Source organism: Roseiarcus sp., assembly GCF_052145395.1.
Taxonomy (GTDB): Bacteria; Pseudomonadota; Alphaproteobacteria; order Rhizobiales; family Beijerinckiaceae; genus Roseiarcus.
Map to the genome: position 1 here is coordinate 1 of NZ_JBKQOT010000003.1, position 5,228 is coordinate 5,228.

6 protein-coding genes are annotated in these 5,228 nt (G+C 65.0%); 3 read left to right on the plus strand and 3 right to left on the minus strand.

Features of this window, described 5'->3' with window-relative positions; translation table 11 throughout:
• On the plus strand, nucleotides 1-228 hold a 228-nt coding region (locus ACLP25_RS00120; protein WP_442467221.1), incomplete at its 5' end, for an ester cyclase.
• Nucleotides 229-1,408: 1,180 nt separating this feature from the next.
• The gene (locus tag ACLP25_RS00125) at nucleotides 1,409-2,800 is read left to right on the plus strand and encodes a hypothetical protein (RefSeq protein ID WP_442467222.1); all 1,392 of its coding nucleotides are present in this window, start codon (nucleotides 1,409-1,411) and stop codon (nucleotides 2,798-2,800) included.
• 56 nt (nucleotides 2,801-2,856) lie between these two features.
• Here ACLP25_RS00125 and ACLP25_RS00130 read toward each other — a convergent pair whose 3' ends face one another.
• The 3 genes from ACLP25_RS00130 to ACLP25_RS00140 all read right to left on the minus strand — a co-directional run bounded on the left by ACLP25_RS00130 (nucleotide 2,857) and on the right by ACLP25_RS00140 (nucleotide 4,816).
• Complete coding sequence (locus ACLP25_RS00130; protein WP_442467223.1) at nucleotides 2,857-3,519, minus strand: DUF2155 domain-containing protein; 663 nt, start codon at nucleotides 3,517-3,519, stop codon at nucleotides 2,857-2,859.
• A 44-nt stretch (nucleotides 3,520-3,563) separates the two neighbouring features.
• The gene (locus ACLP25_RS00135) at nucleotides 3,564-3,968 is read right to left on the minus strand and encodes an NADH:ubiquinone oxidoreductase subunit NDUFA12 (protein ID WP_442467226.1); all 405 of its coding nucleotides are present in this window, start codon (nucleotides 3,966-3,968) and stop codon (nucleotides 3,564-3,566) included.
• 482 nt (nucleotides 3,969-4,450) lie between these two features.
• A complete protein-coding gene (locus tag ACLP25_RS00140) occupies nucleotides 4,451-4,816 on the minus strand; it encodes a DUF423 domain-containing protein (protein ID WP_442467224.1) in 366 nt (121 codons plus the stop codon).
• Nucleotides 4,817-5,007: 191 nt separating this feature from the next.
• Between ACLP25_RS00140 and ACLP25_RS00145 the strand changes: the two genes are divergently transcribed.
• The coding region (locus ACLP25_RS00145; protein ID WP_442467225.1) for a hypothetical protein at nucleotides 5,008-5,228 on the plus strand (221 nt) is incomplete at its 3' end.

Sequence of the window (5,228 nt, forward strand, 5' to 3'; positions counted from 1 at the left end):
CGTCGAGGTCAGGAAAATGATCGTGGCCGGCGAATACGGACCGTCCACATGGACTTCAAGGGCCACTTCACCGGAACCTTCGGCAAGACAAAGGGCCAGGGCCAGGCGATCGATTTCCTTGCCACCGACCTCTTGAAGATCACGAACGGCCGCATCACCGACAACTGGTGCATCGAGGGCAACCTGGCTCTGCTCACGCAAACGGGCGTCGCCCAGGTCGAGCAGTGACGGACGCGTCTTGCGAGGCCCCACGCGGGTCGCGACCGTTCGTGGAAACAGAGGATCTCGCCACAGCCATTCGCTGTAGAAGGCTAATAAACACTTATGTTCATGTTTTGACCTCCTCTTATTTGTGAGTAGCTAAGAAGATGACCGGTGTTTACATTGAGCACTTAAGGCAGCGAGGCCACTCCGGAAGGGTGTCAGCGTTGCCGTCCCCCAGAGGGTAAGACCAGGTCGCCGGCGCGTTTTGCGACCGAGCGGACCAGAGGAAACTTGAACGCATGGCCCGCCGCGTCTCCATTGTCCGTGCGCAAGATGCACCCAACTTTATCGTCCATTCGGAAGAGCTAAGTCGTTTCGGTTCGCTCGGGGCGGCGTTTGAAGCGGCGTACGCAGCCGGGGGCGAGATCCGTGACGCCGCACGGCATTGGCTAGAGAATTGGCGTTTAGGAGGGCGATGCGAGGTCTGTGAACTGGGCCCCTATGGCCGAGAGAAGTCGTTTCGCCGGAATGATGAGGAACTGCACCGGTCTGGCGAGCGTTACATGCTAAGAGCACACGCGCTTATCACAACTTCGGTTGGTGCGCGAAAGTACGGTACAAGATCCGTTACCGTACCAACTCGGATCGGTGCATACTGCCATGGAGTATACGCTGATGTTCCAAGGGCGTGACATCAACGGCTGGATGTTCGTGATCGGAATAATGGTCCTTACGGGAATAGTTCTGGGCCATTTATTCTGAATCCCGTAAAATGGACCGCGCTCGCCCGCGGCCCTCTCTCTTAGTCTCACTTTGACAATGTAACGCGTCATCCGGTGACGGCCGTTGCAGCGGCAGCGCGCGGGCGTTTCGTCGGCCATAGGTTCACCTCGGCCTATGTCGTCAGGATGACCGGCATGGCCTTGATATGGATCAACGCGACGATCGAGTTGGCCTCGGTGGTCGTGAAGCGTGATCGCCCCCGACCGGCGCGCTCCCGCGCAAGCGATCATTCGAAACCGCCTCTGTCGATGGCCGCTTCGCGCAAAGACCGGACATTGGCGACGACGCGGCGAGTGCGCCAATCGATAGCCGCTCGGCTCAATCGTTCGCGTAGCCCCGCTCTGAAACGACGTCCCAGTCATTGTGGAGGCAAGGTTTTGGGTTCAGTCTCTGCCCGGAGCAATCTGAACCACGACGTTTCATGCCAGCGCCTCCTCATAAGCCGATCATCTTTCTTAGCTACGCCCAGGCCGACGAACCGGAAAAGCCGTTCGACGGCGAGGTCAAGTGGCTCTCCTTTGTGACCGGGCATCTGCGAGCGGCCGTCGAGATCGGGGTGTTCGAAATCTGGGCGGAGCCGCTCTCAGCCAGCGCGGATCTGGATCCGGAAGTCCAGCGCAAGCTGCGCGCCTGCGATATGTTTGTCCCCCTCGTTTCGCCTCATTGGCTCGCGTTCGAGGCGCCCGTTGGCAGACAAATCGCAATTATCCGCGAGCGCCAGGCCAAGGGCGAGGGAGTCTATCTTTATCCGCTCCTGCTGGCGCCGACACCCGAAGATGCGGTCGACTTAGCGCGCCCCGAGGATGTGCGGCCGCTCGGAGGCAGGCCTTTTTCAAGCTACGACGCCGGAGAGCGGGACCGACAAATGCTCGACGCGGCGGACGAGATCGTGGAAATCGCGGCGGATGCGACGGCGCTGAAGACAGGGCGGCAGACGAGATCGCTGCTGTCGCCACTCTTGCCGGCCTGGCCTGGTTCGCTGCGGCGCGGGATGGACCGGTCCGCTTGGGAGTACGAGACCAAAGAACACGAGTCGCTTCAGGATTGGCTCACGAAGCAAATCCCTCAGTTCACGGCCGCGATCGCGGCGCGGGCGGCCTTGCGACTGGCAGCGTGCTGGGGTCGTGACGCGCCGAAAGGATGCAACGCAAAAGGGACGTCCCGGTTTCTTACTTCAACAGGCGCAATCCTTCGAGCCGCCGCGCTGGCTCGAGTTGTCGCCAAATATCCAGACCATTCCAGCGAGTTGCGCACGATCGCGCTTGCCGCCGCCGAAAACGCCGCCGCGGCGCACCAGTCCGGCGCATTGGCTCTCAGCGCCGCTGCCTACGCCGCTGCCGTCGCTAACATCGCCAGCCCGGATTCCGCCCTTGCCGGGCCCCTCGCCGCTCCGTTCGAAGACCCAGCCCCGTTCGCGGCAGCCTACGCCGCCGCCGCCGCCGCCGCCGACGCGGCCCTACGGATGGAAATTCGCTTGGACGCTTCTGCGTTGCAAACGCTCGGCGCGCGCAAGCTAGCTGAGCTGCCTCTCTGGCGCCAAAGCCTCCCTAACTGGTGGAGGCACGATTGGCGGAGTCTGAAAGCGGCGCTCCCGCGGGACGAAGACTGGGACGTCTGGATCGAATGGTACGAGGAACGCCTGCTCGGCGGATCGCGCGGCGAGGCCTATGAACTCGTCTTCGCCTGCACGCCGCAAGAGGTCTGGGATAGGGGGCCCGCGGCCGCGAACGCCTGGATCAAGGCCCATCTGCCGCGGGATTCGGGCGGCCCGAGCCTGACGGACAGCCCAAGGCGTTTGCTCAGGCCAGTGTGAGGAAGAAGGCGCCAAGGCCGCGCGCCGCACCTTCGCTGCCCCCTGTTGCGCGCCCGCTAGCGCCCGCGGGCGTTGCCCGGGCCGTTCGCCCCGCCGAGGTCGAGCGGCGCGTTGTCGCCTTCGGGCGCCGGCAGCGGGGCCGCGACCACGGCGGGCGCCTTCGGCTTCGGCTTCTTCTTCGGCGGGGGCGGAGGCTCGACCTGTGGCGAGGCGGGCGCGTTGGCGTCGGGCGCAGCGTCCGGGTTGTCCGTGTCGGTCGCCGAGGCGTTGACCTGCGGCGCCTCCTTGATGACGGTCGTGCCGCCTTTGCAATCCACCAGCCACACGTCGTAGATTGGATGCTCGACGCCGTGCAGGCCGGGGCTGTCGGCGAACATCCAGCCGGAGAAGATCCGCTTGAACTGGTGTTCTTCGTTGATCTCGTCGACCTGGGTGAAGGCGTCAGTGCGAGGCGGATCGGTCGGGGGGCGCGAATAGCAGACGCGCGGCGTGACCTGCAGCGTGCCGAACTGCACGGTTTCGTTCAGCGTCACCTCGAAGGTGATGATGCGGCCGGTGATCTTGTCGAGGCCGTTGAATACGGCGACCGGATTGGCGATCTTGTCGGCGCGGGCGGGGGCGGCGAGCAGTGTAAGCGCGGCGGCGAACGGCGCTGCCCGGCGCGCGGCGGCCAAAAGGGCGCCCCTCGCGCGCGCAACGGAAACGAACGGCAAACTCATGGGGGCCGATCTGATGGTCAACGACGGCGGAATGAAGGCGCGGCTCAGGCCCCCGGACTCCACGCCTCGTAGTCGCCGGTGCTCGGCTGGCGGGGGCCGCGGTTCAGCGTCGAGCCCTTGGGCCGAATCGCGGCCGGCGTGCCGGTCGGGTTGGCCATGTGCGGCTGCTCCCAGGGGTGGGGCTCGTAGTCCTCTTCGGTCGGCGGCACGTCGACGGTATGGTGCAGCCAGCCGTTCCAGCCTGGAGGCGTCATGGAGGCTTCCGAGACGCCGTTGTAGATCACCCAGCGCCGCTCGAAGCCCAGCGCCGGATCGATGCCCGGCTTCCGGTAATAGGCGTTGCCGAACTGGTCGTGCCCGACGAGCACGCCGTGGCGGTGGGTGTAGAAAAGGGTGTTGAGGGTCGCCCCGTTCCACCAGGTGACGAATCGCAGCAGAAACAGCTTCAGGTCCATCGCAAGGCCGCCGGTCGACGAAAAACGCGCCGGATCGCCGGCGCGCGCGGGACTATGGCGACGGAGACCCCCTCTGTCCAGTCGAACTTTGGCCGGTTGTCCCGACGCGGCGCCGCAGCGAGCCCAGTCCAGCGGGAAAGAATTCCCAAAAACAGAAAATAATGCTATGATTCTGTTTTGAGGAATTCTTGCGCAGGAAAGGGCAAGCGAAACGGACACGATCGCCAACAACGCCGGATGGCGCGCGTGGTGGTTGGCGCGGTCGCCGACTGCGCCGCGGCCGATTCAGCGACCCGGCCCTACAACGGGACGCCGCGGGGTCGACGGCACTTGCATTTTTTGCCCAAACTGCGGAATAAGCCGTTGAAAATGTTGAAAACACGGGTGAACAAGGGCCGGTTCTCGCGCGCCGAATGGGCGCCGAACGCATGTCGAAGAGCGCCGAAGCGGGTCCGAACGGGGTCCGAACGGCGCCGTCAGCGCCGCGCCGCCCAGGCGAAGATCGCGATGAGCGCGACCCACGACATGAGCATGGTCGAGCCGCCGATCGGCGCGGCCATGGGGAAGAACCGCTCGCCGGTGAAGGCGCTTTTGGCGAGATCGGCCGAGAACAGGGCGGCGCCCGCCGCCATGACGAAGCCTGCGGCGACGAGCGCGCGTGACGGCGCGAGCTGCGCATGCGCGGCGATTCCGAGGCAGGCCGCCGCGTGCAGGAGAAGAAACAGCGCCGCCGTCCGGCCGAGGTCGCCGCCGTTCTGGTGCGCAGCGGCCGCCGCCAGGGCGACGCCGGCTGCGCCCATGAGCGAAGCGATGAACGCGAGAACGACAGGCGCGCGGCTCAAAGGGCGGCTCCGTGACATTGAGTTTGGAACAGCGTTCATGCGAACAGCGTTGTCAACGGTACGGAAGGCGGACTTGCCGAGGCAAGCAAGTTCGCCCATGTTAAACTTTTGCGACGCCGCTTCGAGGCGCGGGCCGAGGCGTCGCGCGGGGACACGTCAAAATGGTGTCGAAGAGTCTGGCTGGAACATCGGTGGCGATCGCCAAGGCCAACATGCGCTCCGGGCTCGATGCGGCGCTCACCATCGCAGCGCGCACGCACAGTATGTTGTCGCCTACGGGCGAGCCGATCGACAAGGCGCGCGAGGCCCACCGGATGGTGGCCGAGAAGGTCGACGCGGCCCTGGAAGGCGTCGCCGCAGCGCAGGCCGCATGGGGCCAGTTCATGATCAAGGCGGCCTTCGGCGGCGTTCG